The following is a 15,707-nucleotide window of genomic DNA, read 5'->3' as shown; positions in this document are numbered from 1 at the left end:
TGCTTGAAACCTGTGGATCGTTGCAGAAATCGAATGGACAGGTGGAGACGCCCGTTATTGCGCGTCGGCCGATTTTCCCTTCGATGGCCGAACCGTCTTGGTAACCGGTTCAGCAGACCGGCCTTCCAGCGCGTCGATTCGCGCTTTCAGCAATTCCACTTCCTCACGTGCTGCGGCCGCCAGCGCCTTGACCGCGTCAAATTCTTCGCGGCTAACGAAATCCACGCCGCCAATCCATTGCTTGGCTTTTTCCCGCGCGTTGGTTTCAAATTCGCGGCTCATGCCGGCGACCGTCCCGGCGGCGCCGTTCACCAGCTTGGCAAGGTCGTCGAAAAAGCGGTTTTCGCTCTGCATGGTCCTGTATCCTGTTTTGAAAGGCGCGTGGGGAAAGTGCGCCGTTAGCCTATATCTGGGCCTTGAGCGCGGGCGCGACAAGGGTCTCCGCTTCGGGATTGAGCCGCCCGATCTCATAATTAAGCACCGAGGCAAAGGCCAGCCAGGCCAGATAGGGCAGCAGCAGCAGCCCCGCCGCGGGCCTGATCCTCCAGAAAAGGAAAGTCGTGGCGGCCACGGTGGCGATCAGCAGCAGGATCAGGATAAAAGCGTTGTCCACCTGATGCGCGCGAAAGAACAGTGGCGACCAGAGCAGGTTCATCGCCAGTTGGACGAGAAAGAGCAGAATGGCGATCCCCCGCCCCCGCGATCCCCGCGCGTAAATGATCATCGCCAGCGCCAGACCCATGAGGATGTAGAGAACGGTCCAGGCCGCGCCGAACGCCCAGCCCGGTGGCATGAAGGCAGGCTTTTCCAACGCATCGAACCAGCGATTGCCATAGCCGCTATTGGCCGCCCGGCCAGACATAAAGCCCAGGAACAGGATAAGGGGAACGGTGACCAGCGCCCAGCGCAGATAGGCAAGTCGTAGCTGACCGGGGGACGCGATCTCGTTCATCGGCTGGACGCCTCCACTAATCCTCACTCACGGCTTGGGGCGAATCTTTCAGTGCCGAGTCAAGCCGTCTGCCCACGGTTTGCGGTGAAACGGTTCGCCCCGCAACCCGCGAATAAAGGATGGGGATCAGGAACAGCGTGATCAACGTCGCCAGCGACACGCCGGATACGACCACGACGCCGATCGACTGGCGCGCCGCTGCGCCCGCGCCACCCCGGATGACCAGAGGGAGCGCCCCGACGACAGTCGCTATGGAGGTCATCAGGATGGGGCGCAGACGACGTGCAGCCGCTTGCCTGATGGCTTGCGCAACCTCCTGCCCTTCGTCGCGCAACTGGTTGGCGAACTCGACGATCAGAATGCCGTTCTTGGCAGCCAGGCCCACCAGCATGACGATGCCGATCTGACTATAGAGGTTGATAGACCCGCCACTCAGCGCCAACCCCAGCACGCCGCCCGCCACCGCCAGCGGCACCGTGGCGATGATGACGCCGGGGTGGACGAAGCTTTCGAACTGGGCGGCGAGCAACAGGTAGACGATCAGGATCGTCAGGCCGAACACCAGCCAGATCGACCCGCCGGTTTCCTGCAACGACTGGCTTTCGCCGCGATAGCCGATGGCGAGCACTTCAGGCGATTGGCGCGCCTGATCCTCCAGATAGGCGAGCGCTTCGCCCAACGAATAGCCCGGTGCCAGCCCTGCGGTCAGGGTGATCGCCCTCAGCTTGTTATAGCGGTTGAGCTGACGCGGCCCGGCGACTTCGCGCACAGTCACCACCGCCGACAGCGGCACCAGCGCGCCTGTGCGGGTGCGGACCTGAATGCGCTCCAGGTCGGCTAGCGTCTGCCGCCCCTCCCTTTCCGCCTGGACCAGCACGCGATATTCCTCGCCCCGATCGACATAAGTGGTGACCCGGCGCGAACCAAGCAGGGTCTGTAGCGCCTGGCTGATGTCATTCGCCGAAATGCCCAGGTCCCCGGCCCGCTGCTGGTTCACTTCGACCCGCATTTGCGGCTTGGTTTCCTTGAAATCGCTGTCGAGGTTGATCAGCCCCGGATTGCTCGCGGCGGCGGCCATGATCCGGTCGCGGGCGGCGACCAGCCCTTCATAGGTCGATCCGGTCAGCACGACATTCACCGGCAAGCCCCTGCCCCGTCCCAGCCCCGAACGGGGGGATACATTGCCGCGCACGCCCGGTTGATTGGCGATGGCCTTGTTGATGACGTCGGCGACTTGGGCGGTGGTGACCGTCCGTTCCTCCCACGGCCGCAGAAATGCGATGACATTACCACTATTGAAATCGTCGCTCGCGCCGAATCCGCCGGGTGTGCGCGTGATCAGCACCTTCAGGCGACCGTCCTTCAACAAGGGCGACAAATCATCCTCCAGCCCGCGCATATATGCCTGCATCCGATCAAAGCCGGTGCCTTCCGGCGCAGTGATCTGGCCGTCCGCGACGCCTGTGTCCTCGGCTGGTGCCAGTTCATTGGGCAACGTCATGAACAGCGCGCCTGCCGTCCCCAGAAACAACGCGAGAGCGATCAACGCCGCAAATGGCCGCCGCAGCACTTTGTCGAGCAGCCGGGAATAGGCCCGTTCCAGCCATTGAAAACGATCATCAACCCATTTCGCCAGCCGCCCGCGCTCACTGTGCCGCAGCAGCTTTGAACAGAGCATCGGCGCAAGGCTGAGTGAGATAAAACCGGAAAAGGCGATGGCGGCGATCATCGCAATCGCCAGCTCGCGGAACAGCAGGCCGGTCTGCCCGGCCAGGAACATCACCGGCACGAACACCGCGCAGACAACCAAAGTCGTCGAAATGATCGCGAAGCCCACCTGCCGGGTGCCCAGATACGCAGCGAGCAGCGGGTCCTCCCCCTGTTCGATCCGGTGATAGACATTTTCCAGCACCACGATGGCATCATCGACGACAAGGCCGATGGCGAGGACGAACGCCAGCAGGGTCAACAGATTGATCGACAGGCCGGTCAACCACATTACCGCGCAGGTCGCGAGGAGACAGATCGGCACCGTGATCGACGGGATGATGGTCGCCCGCATCGACCCCAGGAACAGGAAGATGACGAGTATCACCAGGATCGCGGCTTCCAGCAGCGTGTCGTAGACATTTTCGATTGCCCGGCTGATGAACAGCGACTCATCCGAACCGATGTTCACCGCCATCCCCTTCGGCAGGTCAGGGCGGATCTGTTCGATCAACGCCTTGGCCCGGTCGGCAACCTCCAGCGTGTTCGCGCCCGACTGGCGGACGATGCCAAGCCCTACGCCCGTCGCCCGATTGGCGCGGAAGGACACATAGGGATTTTCCGGTCCTTCCTCTATCCGCGCCACGTCCCCCAGCTTGACCTGATAGCCATCCGTTCCCCGGCCAACGACCAGCTGCGCGAACTGGTCAGGCGTCGAAAAAGCGCGTTCGACGCGCAAGGTCTGGTTCTGATCTTTCGATTCAAAACGTCCGGCGGGCAGCTCCACATTCTGCGCGCGCAGGGCAGATTCGATGTCGGCGGGCGTCAGGGAAAAAGCGGCCAGCCTTTCCGCGTTCAGCCATATCCGGGTCGCGGGACGCTGGTCGCCGCCGCCGTTCACGCGAGCCACTCCGTTGATCGCGGAAAAGCGGTCGACGATGTTGCGGTCCAGATAGTCGGCTATCTGGACCGGCGACCATCCGGGCCTGCTGAAAGTGATGTACATGATGGGCCGCGCGTCGGCGTCGACCTTGCGAATTTCCGGTGCGATTGCGTCTTCCGGCAAATCCTCGATCACGGCACCGACCCGATCGCGCACGTCGTTGGCAGATGAATCGATGTCGCGCGACGGGTCGAATTCGATGCTGATCGTCGATGTGCCATCGCGCGACGCAGAGGTTATGTTACGGATGCCCTGAACGCCGGCGACCGAATCCTCCAATATCTGGGTGATGCGGGTTTCGACGACGGACGCCGCGGCGCCGGTATAGGTGGTCTCCACCGACACGATGGGCGGATCGGTGTCAGGATATTCACGGACGGACAGGCTGATATAGCCGACAACGCCCACGATACACAGCAGCACCGCGATCACCGCGGCAAAGACCGGGCGGCGAACGGACAGATCGGACAGTTGCACCGGCCTGTCCTTCAGCTACCGGCCGCGGCGCGATCCGCAACCTTGGGGCGTGGCTGCGCATCGTCACCGACCAGTCGCACAGGCGCGCCGTCGCTCAGCTTGACGACGCCCTCGGTCACAATCTTTTGCCCCGCCTCTACGCCGTCCAATATCTCGACAAGGCCATTCTGACGAATGCCGGTCGCTACCTCGACCCGCTTTGCCTTCCCTTCCGCCACGACGAAAAGAAAGCGATCGTCGCCATCCCCCACCACGGCGAGTTCGGGAACCGCGAGCGACTGACGCTGCCGCGCGATCACGCTGACCGTCAGCAACATGCCCGGTTTCAGCATCCGGTCGGGGTTGGGCAGAATCGCCCGGACCCTGACGGCACGGGTCGCCGGATCGATCACCGGGTCGATGGTTCCGATAATGCCGGAAAAGGGCCGGTCGGGATAAGCCGAAGAGATCGCCTTGATCGGCTGACCTTCGCGGATCAGCGGTAGCCGGGTTTCTGGCACGGTGAAGTCCAGCTTGATACGCGAAATGTCGCTGACGGTGGCAATCGGCGTTCCCGCGCTGACGATCGCGCCGGGCGACACTGTGCGCAGGCTGACCCAGCCTGCAAATGGCGCGCGAATGATGCGGTCGCCGATGGAGGCGCGCGCAAGCTGCGCACTGGCTCGCGCAGAATTCGCGGCCGCGACCTGCTGGTCCAGACTGGCGGAGGTGGCAAAGCCGCGATTTTTTAGCGCCTGAACCCGTTCCAGCTGCTGGCCCGCCTGTAACGCCTGCGCTTCGGCGGCAGCCAGCTCGGCGCGTTCCTGTCCTACCGCAAGGGTCGCGATCACCTGTCCCCGGCTGACATGGGCACCGTCAGCGAAATTGATGGAGGTGATCCGCTCCGTCACTGGCGCGGACAGCACGACCTGTTCATTGGCAAGTGCGGTGCCGACTGCTTCCAGATTGTCCGTGAAGGTCGCGCGCTGAATGGGCTGCGCTTCCACAAGCGCGGCGGGACGGGCCTTATTTTCCGTTTCCCCGCCGCAGGATGCAAGGGTCAGCACAAAAAGGCACAAGGACAAAGTGGAGCGCATAGAAAGGGGCTAACGAGCCTTTGCGAACGAGACAACCGGGGCATTTGTCGCGAAATGTAACGTGCCGTCACGCAATATGGTGCCGGGTCTATTCACCAAGCCGCGCATGAATCAGAAATTCGATATTGCCTTGCGGTCCGGTGATCGGGCTGGGGGTGATGCCGGTGACGGTCCATCCTTGTGTCGTCAGCCAGATTCTCACCTGCTCACAGACTCGCTCATGCACTTGCGGGTCGCGCACGACACCGCCCTTGCCCACTTCATCCCGCCCCGCTTCGAACTGCGGTTTGATCAGCGCGGCCAGCTGCGCGCCGGGGCGAGCGAAGGCGAGAGGCCGTTCCAGCACCTTGGCGAGCGAGATGAAGCTGGCGTCGCATACGATGATGTCGATGGCTTCGGGGATATGGTCTGCGGTCAGGATGCGGGCGCTGGTCTGTTCATGCACGATGACGCGCGGGTCGGAACGCAGTTTCCAGGCGAGCTGGTTCGTGCCGCTGTCCACCGCATAGACCCGCGCCGCGCCGTTGCTGAGCAGCACGTCGGTAAAGCCGCCGGTGGAGCTACCCACATCGATCGCCACCATGCCGGTCACATCGATGCCGAAATGATCGATCGCATGGGCAAGCTTTATCCCTCCACGCGAAACCCAGGGATGATCCCGTCCCCGGACATCCAGTTCGGCATCGTCAGCGACTTGCTGCCCAGCCTTCTCCACCTTCCTGTCGCCCAGAAAGACGAGGCCCGCCAGGATCAGCGCCTGCGCCCGCGCGCGGCTTTCGGCGAGGCCCCTGTCCACCAGCAACTGGTCGGCACGCAGCTTGGCCATCAGCGCACCAGCCCGGTCAGCGTGGCGGGCGTCAGCAGTTGCGGCAGGACCAGCGCGTCCTTGCCCGGCGCGTACCAGAGGTAGAGCGGAACACCCGACCGGCCCTTTGCCTCCAGAAAGCGAGTGATCGCAGGATCGGCATTGGTCCAGTCACCGACCATCACCGCCACGCCGCCTTTGGCGAAGGCCGCGCGCGTTTCCGTCCGGTCAATGGCGGCAGCTTCATTGACCTTGCAAGTGAGGCACCAGTCGGCGGTGAAGTAGAGGAAAATCGGTTTGCCCTGCGCGCGGAGACTGGCCAGCCGCGCTTCGTCAAAGGGAATGGCGGTGCCATCGGCAACGGCGGTTGCGGGCGCGCGGCCCGGCAGAAGGACGACGCCCGCACCCAGCAGCAGCGCCGCGCCCAGTGCCACGATCAGGCCGCCCCTTCTCCCCCTTTGCTGGCGGACGCCCAGCCACCAGAGAACGAGGCCCAGCGCCAACGACAGGCCAATACCGACGGTAATCGCCGCAACGCCCCGCTGCTGCCCCAGCAGCCAGGCGAGGCCCAGCGCCGTGATGAACATCGGCACCGACAGTATCTTCTGCAATGTTTCCATCCAGCCACCCGGCTGCGGCAGACGGCGGCGCAGCGAAGGCACCCAGGCAAGCGCCACGAAAGGCGCGGCAAGGCCGATACCCAACCCGGCAAACAGAGCCAGCGCAGCTGGCACCGGCAGTATCAGCGCAGCCCCCATGGCCGCGCCCATGAACGGCCCGGTGCACGGCGTCGCGACAAAGGCGACCAGCGCGCCGGTCCAGAATGCGCCCGTAGCGCCTGCCCTGCCCGCCAGCCGTTCGCCGCCGCCAAAGCCGCCAAGCTGGAACAGCCCGGCCAGATTGAGCGCGATTGCCGTCACCAGCAGCAACAGCAGCAGGATGACGCGTGGGTCCTGCAATTGAAACGCCCAGCCGACGGCGCTGCCCGCCGCGCGGAGCGCCAACAACGTGCCCCCCAGGATCAGGCAGGTCAGGACCACCCCTGCGCCATAGGCGAACGCTTCCCGGCGCACCGCGCCCTCATCGCCACCTGCCCGCGCAAGCTTGAGCGCTTTCAGCGCCAATATCGGAAAGACGCAGGGCATGATGTTAAGCAGCAGCCCGCCCAGCAGAGCGCCCGCCAGAGCGATCAGCGTGGTCCGCAGCAATCCGCTTTTCGCCGCCGCCACATCACCGGGGCGTGCGGTGAGCAGGAAGCCGACATGGTCGCCAGTTCGCAATATCGCGTTGACGGTTCCGCCCTGGAAGCCTTCTCCAGCCTCGGTTTCCAGCAACAGGCGGTCGCCTTCGCGCGTGAGGGATTGCGGGGCGGCATAGCGCACCGCCCCTTCTGTCAGCGCGAACAGATGAACATCGCTCGCCATCGCCTCCGCGGGAAAGGGCACCGACAGGCGAAAGCGACCGTCGCTGATCGCATAATGTGCTTCATTGCCCAGTGGTCGCGGCATGCGGGCGCGCCACTGGTCAAAGCGCGCAGCGGTTGCGGGGCTGACCGCGCCATCCCCTGCCCGCAGGTTCAGCGCCAGCTCAGCGCTTTCGGGGACGCAGACCTTGTCCGTGCAGGCCAGCCATTCCGCCTTTCCCCGGATAGGCAGCAGGGTTCCAGGCCGCACATCCGCCGCGACGGTCATGGGCGCAAGAACGGCATAAGGCCCTTCATAGACATGGTTCATCAGCCCGGAAATCAGCAGCGTTTCTGGCACCGGGTGGCGCAGCGCGCCGATGGTGACGCCCTTGGGCAGCGTCCATTCAACGGTCATGCCGACGCCCGCATCGCCCGGATTTTCCCAATAGCCATGCCAGCCCGCATCCGGCTTCATGGAAAATGCGATGCTGCTGGTGCGGCCCGGCGCGGGCGCGGATGTTTCCGCCACCAACGCCGCGCTGATATGCGGGTCGCGGGCCGCAAAAGCACCCTGCGCGCCCGCCCCCGAAGCGGTAACAAGCGCCAACGTCATCAGAAGGATATGAAAAATCCGCATCGGGCCTCTGGTCGGGTGAATGGCTTTTGGGCTAGGTCCGCCTGCATTCGCCGTCAAGGTCGAGGAGGGGTTCTTTCAATGTTCAAAAAAGTCCTGGCAGCGCTGATCTTCACCACCAGCATGCCCGTGCTGGCCCAGCAGACGGCAAAGCCGGTCGCCGCAGCGCCCGCGCCCCGGCTGATCGTCGCCATCGCAGTCGATCAGTTTTCCGCCGACCTGTTCAGCGAATATCGCCCCTATTATACCGGCGGGCTCAAGCGCCTGATGCAAGGCGCGGTATTTCCGAAAGGCTATCAAAGCCACGCCGCGACCGAAACCTGTCCGGGTCACAGCACCATATTGACGGGCAGCCGCCCGTCGCGCACGGGCATCATCGCCAATAGCTGGTTCGACCTGAAGGCGGATCGTGCCGACAAGGTCATATATTGCGCCGAGGATGAAAAGCAGCCCGGCACCAGCAACAATAATTATGTCGTTTCGCCGATACATCTGCGCGTTCCCACGCTGGGCGACCGGATGAAGGCCGCCAATCCGGCCACCCGCGTCGTTTCAGTCGCGGGCAAGGACCGGGCGGCTGTCATGATGGGCGGGGCAAAGGCCGATCATGTCTGGTGGATGGGGTCCAAAGGCTTTGTGAGCTATGCCGGAGTGCCCGTCCCGCCGCTCGTGGAACAGGTGAACGCAGCCTATATGCAGCGCATCGCGCAGGGAAATCCCGCCTTTGAACTGCCAGAACAGTGCGTGGCAAAGGATTTTCCTGTCAGCATCGGCAAAGACAAGACCGTCGGCACCGGTCGGTTTGAGCGCGCGCCGGGCATGGCCGGAGGGTTCCGCATATCGCCCGAACTGGATGCGATGACCCTGGCCTTCGCCGCCGCCGCCATCAAAAGCATGGCGCTGGGCCAGCAGGGGCAGACCGATGTCATCGCCATCGGCCTGTCCGCCACGGACTATATCGGCCACAGCTACGGCACCGAAGGCACCGAAAGCTGCATCCAGGTGGACCGGCTGGACCGCGAACTGGGCGCTTTTTTCGACAGGCTGGATAGTGACGGGATCGACTATGCGGTCGTGCTGACCGCCGATCATGGCGGCCATGACCTGCCCGAAAGGCATCAGCTCAACGCCATGCCAGAAGAACAGCGGGTCGATCCGGCGCTCGCGCCCAAGGCGCTGAACCGTTCGGTCGCGGCCAGCACCGGCATCAACGGCAAGACCTTGATCCATGGCGACGGTCCGGCGGGCGATCTTTATTTCGACCTCAGCCTGACGCCCGCTGAGCGCGCCAAGGTAGAAACCGCGACGCTGGCCCTGCTGCGCGCCCATCGCCAGGTCGAGGTCGTCTTTACCAAGGCGCAGATTGCCGCCACCCCTTCGCCTTCGGGACCACCCGAAAGCTGGAGCCTGCTTCAGGAAGCGCGCGCCAGTTTCGACCCGGAACGGTCAGGCGACCTGCTGCTGCTGCTGAAACCGCGCGTCATGCCCATCGCCACCGCCTTTTCGGGCTTTGTGGCGACGCACGGGTCGCCATGGGATATGGACCGTCGCGTGCCCATATTGTTCTGGCGCAAGGGCATGCGCCCGTTCGAACAGCCTTTGGGCGTAGAGACGGCGGATATCCTGCCGACCCTGGCCGCCCTTATCGACTTGCCGGTGCCGAAAGATGAGATTGATGGCCGCTGCCTGGACCTGATCGCGGGCGAAGGGGACAGCTGCGCGGGCAAATGATCAGATATTGTCCGCGAACGCGCCGCTCTGCCCTTCGGCCAGGGAGTGGACGCGGTGCGGCGCGGACACTTCGATGCGGCTTGTCACCTCATATTGCGCTTTGGCTTGCCGCACATTGCTGTTGGCCGGGACGCTGTCGGTCAACCAGACATTGCCGCCGATGACCGATTTGCTGCCGATGATGATGCGCCCCAATATCGTCGCGCCAGCATAGATCACGACGTCATCCTCGATGATGGGATGACGCGGCAGCGCCTTTGCCAACGCGCCCTTTTCGTCCGACGGAAAGCTGCGCGCGCCCAGCGTCACGCCTTGATATAAACGCACCCGTTCGCCCACGATGGCCGTTTCGCCGATCACCACGCCCGTGCCATGGTCGATGAAGAAGCTGTGGCCGATCCGCGCGCCGGGATGAATGTCGATGCCCGTCTGGGAATGGGCGATTTCGGAGATGATCCGGGCGACCAGCGGCGCGCCGAGTTCGTAGAGCCGATGCGCCAGGCGGTGGTGGATGATCGCCAGCATCGACGGATAGCAGATCAGCACCTCATCCACGCTGCGGGCGGCTGGATCGCCCAGAAAGGCCGCCTTCACATCGCTGTCGAGCAGAGTGCGGATAGTGGGCAGGCTTTGCGCGAAATCGCTGATGATGCGCCCGGCCTGCACGTTCGCATCTGGCCCCGCGCTGTCCTGCACCGCGTAGAGCAGCTCAAGCCGAACCTGGGCATGGAGCCGATCGAGCGCGGACTGCAGCGTCTGCGCGACAAAGGCGTCTTCATTATGCACGCGAACGAAACTCGGCCCCAGCCGCAGGGGAAATAGCGCGGCGCAGAGCGAGCGCATGACCTTCACCAGATTGGCGCGCGAAGGAAAGCCTTCCGCGCCATATTCGGCATGGTGCTGTTGTTCCTGCCGCCACTGGCTCCGCACCGCGCCCAGTTCCGCCGCCAGTCGGTCAATATCCCAACAGCCGTCGGGGGTGGGACCTTTGCTTTCGCCCTCGTCCGTCATATGCGCCTCAATGTTGAACAGGCACGGCATAGCCCGGCACGGGGCGTTCCGATATGCGCGTTTTACTTGGGGGCTGCGAGATTCTTTTTCTCTTTCCCAAGGGCGCGGGGATCAGCGCGCGCGGACGGCGCGGGCAGCCGAATTTCCACGCGCAGCCCGCCTTCCGACCGGTTGATGAGGAGAAGGCGACCCCCTTCCCTGTCCACAGCGGCGGCGACGATGGCCAGACCCAGCCCCAACCCCCGCGTGTTGCGTTGCCGCGCTTCATCCAACCGGGCAAAGGGTTTGAGAACCTCCTCCAGCTTGTCCGGCGGAATGCCCGGCCCGTCATCATCGACGCGGATCATCACTTCATCGCCCTGCCGTTCAACGCTAACCCTGGCGCGGACGCCATAATGCAGCGCATTTTCAATGAGGTTCATCACCGCCCTGCGCAGGGATATGGGCCGCGCCTCCATCTCCAGATGGTCCGGCCCTTCATAGGTGACATCCTTGTCCTCATCCTGAAAGGCATCGACCACCGTCGCGACCGTCACCGCGACATCGGTGCGCACGACTGTCTCGCCATTTTTTTCTCCGCCCAGGAAAGCCAGCAGAGACTCGATCATCTCGGCCATTTCCCTGACGTCGCCGCTCATCGCGTCGCGCGCTTCGGCGTCGCCCAGATTTTCCAGCCGCAACTGCAGCCGGGCCAGCGGCGTGCGCAGGTCGTGGCCCACGGCGGCCAGCGTTTCCGTCCGTTCGGTGATCAGCAGGTGGATGCGTTTTTGCATCGTGTTAAAGGCCTGGATCAGGTCGCGCACATCGCTGGTCCCGCTTTCGGTGACGACCACCTCGTCCGACAGGCCAATATGCTCGGTCGCTTTCGTCAACTCCTTGAGCGGCGCAAGCGTGCGGCGGATCATCACCCCGCCCGCCACCAGCAGCGCGACCACGGGGATGAGAGCCAGCCCCATTCGCCCGACCGTGAAGGCCAATTTCCCGCCGCTATGGTGCATGCCGAAATAGAGCCAGCTCTTGTCCGGCAATTGCAGCCCGCCATTGATTTCGGACACCCGCCCCGGCGATGCGAGCCGAAGCCACAGGCGGGATCGTTCAAGGCTGGGTTCCCAATCGATGATCTGGCGCCGCATCCGCTGCAATTCCGGGGCAAGCGGCGGGGGCGGCGGCGACGATGCCGACCAGTGAACGTCGTACCGATCGGTGGTCAGCTGGATCGCCAGCGCGTGCCGTTCCGCCACCGGCTGTTCGGCGACCAGCTTGCGCGCGATGACGAGATGTTCGGCCAGACGCCGCGCCTCGTCATCTTGCAGCGAAAGATGCCCGGCCCGCTCATAGATCAGCGTGCCGACCGCAAATTCCAACGTCAGCGCCAGCAGCAGGATCACAAACAGGCGGCCGACCAGCCCCAGCGACCGGCTGACATGCAGTCTCAAGCGCGGCTGACTTCCGCGTTAAACATGTATCCGACGCCGCGAACGGTCGTGATCGGCGCGGCCCTGTCCTCCATCGACAGCTTGCGGCGAAGCCGGCTGACCAGCACGTCGATGCTGCGGTCGGAACTGTCGCCCATGCGGGTGCGCGACAGTTCGATTAATCGCTCGCGCGCGATGACGCGTTGCGGGTGGCTGAGGAAACTGCCCAGCAGGTCGAACTCCGCGCCGGTCAGGTCGACAATTCCGCCGGTAGGAGAGCGCAATTCACGCCGGGGGAAGTTGACGACCCAGCCATCGAACCGCGCTTCATTGTCGCGATGCTCGTCCGGTCCGCGCTCCACCCCGACGCGGCGCAGGATTGCGCGGATGCGCGCGATCAGCTCACGCGTGCCAAAGGGTTTGGGCAGATAATCGTCCGCGCCCAGTTCCAGCCCGACGATGCGATCGGTTTCGCTGCCCTTGGCGCTGATGAAGATGATGGGGACGTCGCTTTTGCGGCGGATCTGGCGGCAAAGGTCGATGCCGTTGGTGCCCGGCAGCATGACGTCCAGCACGACCAGATCGACAGGCCCCGCGTCGAAGGCGACCCACATTTCCGGTCCCGAAGAGGCAGGCCGGACCTGATAGCCATGTTCCTGGAGCGCCCGGGCGGTCAGCGTGCGAAGTGGCGGGTCATCCTCTACCAGGATGATCGTCGGAGCGGTCATGCCGCAGTCGTCGCGCTGAAATCTGCAATCATAGCTGCGAAATACGGGCCGTATCCGGGGCGGTCAACCAAACCGTGCCTCAGCAACGGTTCCTGGCCCGATCAGCAACAATTTGTCATGGAAATGACAAATGCGCCGGGGGCGGTAGAATGTGCCGGGACCGGCGAACCGGTCCCGGCACTGTTCATCAGAAGGCAGCCGACAGGGAGAAGACGACCTGGCTACGTGCGATCGATTCGCCAAAGCCCTTGCCGTCGTTGACCATGAAGTTCGGACGGATGTAGTTTTCTTCAACCCGTGCGATGTCGGTGTCGACATAGGCGACGCCCAGCGTCAGCGGCGTGCCGGGGATGGCGACATCCGCACCCACCAGCCAGTCGAGATACTTGCCGGTCGGCGCGATCGACGTGCCGTTCGGGCCAAGGCCGGAATTGCCGTTCGACCAACCCAGATGCGCCTTCAGCGTTACCGGCGTGTTCGGAACCGAACCGCTGATGTCACCCCAGACGTACAGATTGTCTTCCTTGTCGCCCGGATTGTCCGGGATACCTGCCGCGTTGCTGGCGGCGTTGTTGTAGACCTTGCCCAGCGCCTGCTGCTTGGGAGCATAGGCGACGCCCAGCAGGCCCTTGACCGGACCAACCTGGCTCGACAGCTTCAAATAGACTTCGGCGAAATCGGTTTCATCGGCACCCGACGGATACATGTACCAGGTCAGGCCACCGTCCAGCGTGGCGGAATCGCCCAGCGGAATGGCATAGCCTGCGAACAGGTCGAGTTCCATGTTGGCGCCGCCGAAACGACCCCAACCGCCCAGGTTGGAAGCCCAGGTGCCGGCATAGAGGCCGCTTTCATGGGTTGCGGTGATGCCGCCCTGAATGGCCATGCCCTTGTCGGTCTGGGATACGCCGCGGAAGCGATAGTCGGAAACCAGAGCAACGCTGCCCGAAATGGTAACGGGGCCAGCTGGCTCTTCCTGAGCGAAGGCAGGTACGCTCGACATCAAGGCGAGAGCGGCACAGGCGATCTGATATTTCATGAAACATTCCCCTCATGGTAAGAATGTTCCGTCCTGCGTCCAACCAAGGCCCAAGGATCTATTCGCCCTCGATACCGGTGGATCAGCGCCCTGATAGGCGCGGATTCCCCTCAAGAGAATGGCGATTTCTCGCAACTGCGAAGACAGCAACCACCTGTGCCTCTGAAAGCACAGTTTTTTGCTAAAACACTTCTATATTATTTCTATAATGTTTCCGCCTGTCGTGTCGCCATAGAAAAACCGCCGCACCCTTGGGATGCGGCGGCTTCACTATGCAGTGATGAAAGGGTCAGGCAGCCAGGTTGCGCAAGCGCCCTGCCCCCGACAATTCGACTGGCGTTCCCCCGCCGCGACGGCGATCGATCCATTCACGCAACATTTCCGCGCAGGTATGGTCGATATGACCCAAACGTTCCACGTTCAGGATCACATTGCGCCCAGCAGGAACGGAATCCAGCTTGGCCGACAGCTTGGGCAGCGTCAGGAAAGTCGCCGACCCGTGCAAAGCGAGCTCATGCGCATCGCCGTCAGGGCTTTCATCAAAGCCCAGGCCCAGGCGACGCACATGCGGCACCAGTTCAAGCAGCGACAGGCCGATGCCGACGAGGACACCCGTCAGCAGGTCCACCGCCACGACCATGATCAAGGTCGCGGCCCATACAATCGCAGGAAGCGGGCCGTAGCGATGCAACAAATGCCTTGCATGATCGAGGCTGACCAGCCTGACGCCGGTCACCACCAAAATGCCCGCCAGTGCAGCCATCGGGATTTCGCGCAGCAGCCAGGGAAGGAGGGCGACAAAGCCCAATATCCAGACGCCGTGCAGGATTGCCGAAAGGCGCGTCTTGGCACCTGCCTGCACGTTGGCGGAGCTTCGCACGATCACACCGGTCATCGGCAGCGCGCCCGCAAAGCCGCAAAGCAGGTTGCCGACGCCCTGCGCGCTCAGTTCGCGATTATAATTGGTGCGGACGCCATCATGCATGCGGTCGACCGCAGCCGCCGACAACAGCGTTTCAGCGCTGGCGATAAAGGCGATTGCGATGGCGGTGGTGATGACGGTCGGACTCAGCAGCAGCTGGAGCAGGCCTTCGCCGGGGAGGGACACTGCCGCCGTGATGGATTCCGGCACCACAACGCGCGCAACTGGTAGGCTGAGCAGAAATGCGACGAGCGTCGCCAGAACCACGCCGACCAGCGCGCCCGGTAGCAATTTCAGCGATGCCGGTCGGATCTTTTCCCAACCGACCATGCCGCCAATGGTGACCAGGCCAATCGCAAAGGCGGTGGCTGCATCCTGGTTGCTGAGGCCGAAAATCTGCCCCGGCATCGCGATCAGATTGGCAAGCCCGCTCGACAGCGGCTTATCGTCAAACAGGACATGAAACTGACCCACGACGATCAGCACGCCGATACCGGCGAGCATGCCATGAACGACCGCTGGAGAAATGGCGCGGAACCAGCCGCCCACGCGCAACAGCCCGGCCACCACCTGAATGGCACCCGCCAAAATCAGGATCGGACCCAGAGCGGACAAGCCCTGTTCCCGCACGATTTCAAAGACGATGACCGCAAGACCGGCCGCCGGACCGCTGACCTGCAAGGGCGAACCCGCCAGCAGGCCAACGATCACGCCGCCGATGATGCCGGTGATCAACCCCTTTTCCGGCGGAACGCCCGAGGCGACCGCGATGCCCATGCACAGCGGCATCGCCACCAGGAACACGACGATGGAAGCAGTGAAGTCGCGGCTGAACGTGCCGCCAGATAGGGCTTTCAACATG

At 63.5% G+C, this 15,707-nt stretch carries 12 protein-coding genes; 1 reads left to right on the top strand and 11 read right to left on the bottom strand.

The annotated features are described in order from the left end of the window. Positions 1 to 54 precede the first annotated feature (54 nt). From FHS54_RS05090 to FHS54_RS05065, 6 genes are all read right to left on the bottom strand, one after another. Positions 55 to 354 carry an accessory factor UbiK family protein gene (locus FHS54_RS05090; RefSeq protein ID WP_167302761.1) on the bottom strand — a complete coding sequence of 100 codons (300 nt, stop codon included), beginning with the start codon at positions 352 to 354 and terminating at the stop codon, positions 55 to 57. 49 nt (positions 355 to 403) lie between these two features. Continuing rightward, complete coding sequence (locus FHS54_RS05085) at positions 404 to 952, bottom strand: TspO/MBR family protein (protein WP_167302760.1); 549 nt, start codon at positions 950 to 952, stop codon at positions 404 to 406. Positions 953 to 968: 16 nt separating this feature from the next. After that, a complete protein-coding gene (locus FHS54_RS05080; RefSeq protein ID WP_167302759.1) occupies positions 969 to 4,079 on the bottom strand; it encodes an efflux RND transporter permease subunit in 3,111 nt (1,036 codons plus the stop codon). A gap of 11 nt (positions 4,080 to 4,090) precedes the next feature. Further along, positions 4,091 to 5,155, bottom strand: a complete 1,065-nt coding sequence (locus tag FHS54_RS05075; protein WP_167302758.1) for an efflux RND transporter periplasmic adaptor subunit — start codon at positions 5,153 to 5,155, stop codon at positions 4,091 to 4,093. A gap of 88 nt (positions 5,156 to 5,243) precedes the next feature. Next, positions 5,244 to 5,981: a TlyA family RNA methyltransferase gene (locus FHS54_RS05070; protein ID WP_167302757.1), complete on the bottom strand. Its 738-nt coding sequence runs from the start codon at positions 5,979 to 5,981 to the stop codon at positions 5,244 to 5,246. Beyond that, positions 5,981 to 8,002 (bottom strand): protein-disulfide reductase DsbD family protein, encoded by a 2,022-nt coding sequence (locus tag FHS54_RS05065; RefSeq protein WP_167302756.1) that lies wholly within the window; start codon positions 8,000 to 8,002, stop codon positions 5,981 to 5,983. The genes FHS54_RS05070 and FHS54_RS05065 overlap by 1 nt, the downstream gene beginning before the upstream one ends. A 78-nt stretch (positions 8,003 to 8,080) precedes the next feature. On the opposite strand from FHS54_RS05065, the gene FHS54_RS05060 reads away from it, so the two are divergent. Beyond that, entirely contained in the window at positions 8,081 to 9,730 is a 1,650-nt protein-coding gene (locus FHS54_RS05060) for an alkaline phosphatase family protein (RefSeq protein WP_167302755.1), read from the top strand. Here FHS54_RS05060 and epsC read toward each other — a convergent pair whose 3' ends face one another. From epsC to FHS54_RS05035, 5 genes are all read right to left on the bottom strand, one after another. Beyond that, the gene (gene epsC / locus FHS54_RS05055) at positions 9,731 to 10,741 is read right to left on the bottom strand and encodes a serine O-acetyltransferase EpsC (protein WP_167302754.1); all 1,011 of its coding nucleotides are present in this window, start codon (positions 10,739 to 10,741) and stop codon (positions 9,731 to 9,733) included. A gap of 62 nt (positions 10,742 to 10,803) precedes the next feature. Continuing rightward, complete coding sequence (locus FHS54_RS05050; protein ID WP_167302753.1) at positions 10,804 to 12,177, bottom strand: ATP-binding protein; 1,374 nt, start codon at positions 12,175 to 12,177, stop codon at positions 10,804 to 10,806. Further along, entirely contained in the window at positions 12,174 to 12,884 is a 711-nt protein-coding gene (locus FHS54_RS05045; protein WP_167302752.1) for a response regulator, read from the bottom strand. The genes FHS54_RS05050 and FHS54_RS05045 overlap by 4 nt, the downstream gene beginning before the upstream one ends. Positions 12,885 to 13,071: 187 nt before the next feature. Then, positions 13,072 to 13,923, bottom strand: a complete 852-nt coding sequence (locus FHS54_RS05040; RefSeq protein ID WP_167302751.1) for a TorF family putative porin — start codon at positions 13,921 to 13,923, stop codon at positions 13,072 to 13,074. Positions 13,924 to 14,212: 289 nt separating this feature from the next. Further along, positions 14,213 to 15,706 (bottom strand): SulP family inorganic anion transporter, encoded by a 1,494-nt coding sequence (locus tag FHS54_RS05035; RefSeq protein ID WP_167302750.1) that lies wholly within the window; start codon positions 15,704 to 15,706, stop codon positions 14,213 to 14,215. Position 15,707: the final 1 nt, after the last annotated feature.

It is taken from the genome of Sphingobium vermicomposti (assembly GCF_011762025.1).
Taxonomy (GTDB): domain Bacteria; phylum Pseudomonadota; class Alphaproteobacteria; order Sphingomonadales; family Sphingomonadaceae; genus Sphingobium; species Sphingobium vermicomposti.
This window is presented reverse-complemented; position numbering and strand designations above follow the sequence as displayed.